General features: G+C 60.0%; 1 protein-coding gene. It reads right to left on the minus strand.

The features are described 5' to 3' along the window. Positions 1-255 (minus strand): phage tail tape measure C-terminal domain-containing protein (locus tag L6D63_RS28545; protein WP_236170527.1); only part of this gene is annotated, 255 nt, incomplete at both ends.

A 255-nucleotide genomic window follows, 5' to 3' on the forward strand; every position in this document is an offset into this window, starting at 1 on the left:
GCCGATCCAGCGGCAAAGCCATTACCGGCAGCAGATGCACCAGCACCCGCCAGTCCGCTGAACAGCGTGCCGAAGATGCCCACCGCCGCCTGACGCACCTGGATGCGGATCAGGTCGGCGATGATGCCGTCGGCCAGATCCTTGAATGACAACTTCCCGGTCTTCACGAACTGGATGATGCCGTCTTCCATGTTGCTGAAGGCATTGGTGAATAGCGATTTGCTTTGGCCGGCCACATCAGCAGCTTGCTCGGCA

This window comes from Pseudomonas parakoreensis (assembly GCF_021602155.1).
In the GTDB taxonomy this organism is placed as follows: domain Bacteria; phylum Pseudomonadota; class Gammaproteobacteria; order Pseudomonadales; family Pseudomonadaceae; genus Aquipseudomonas; species Aquipseudomonas parakoreensis.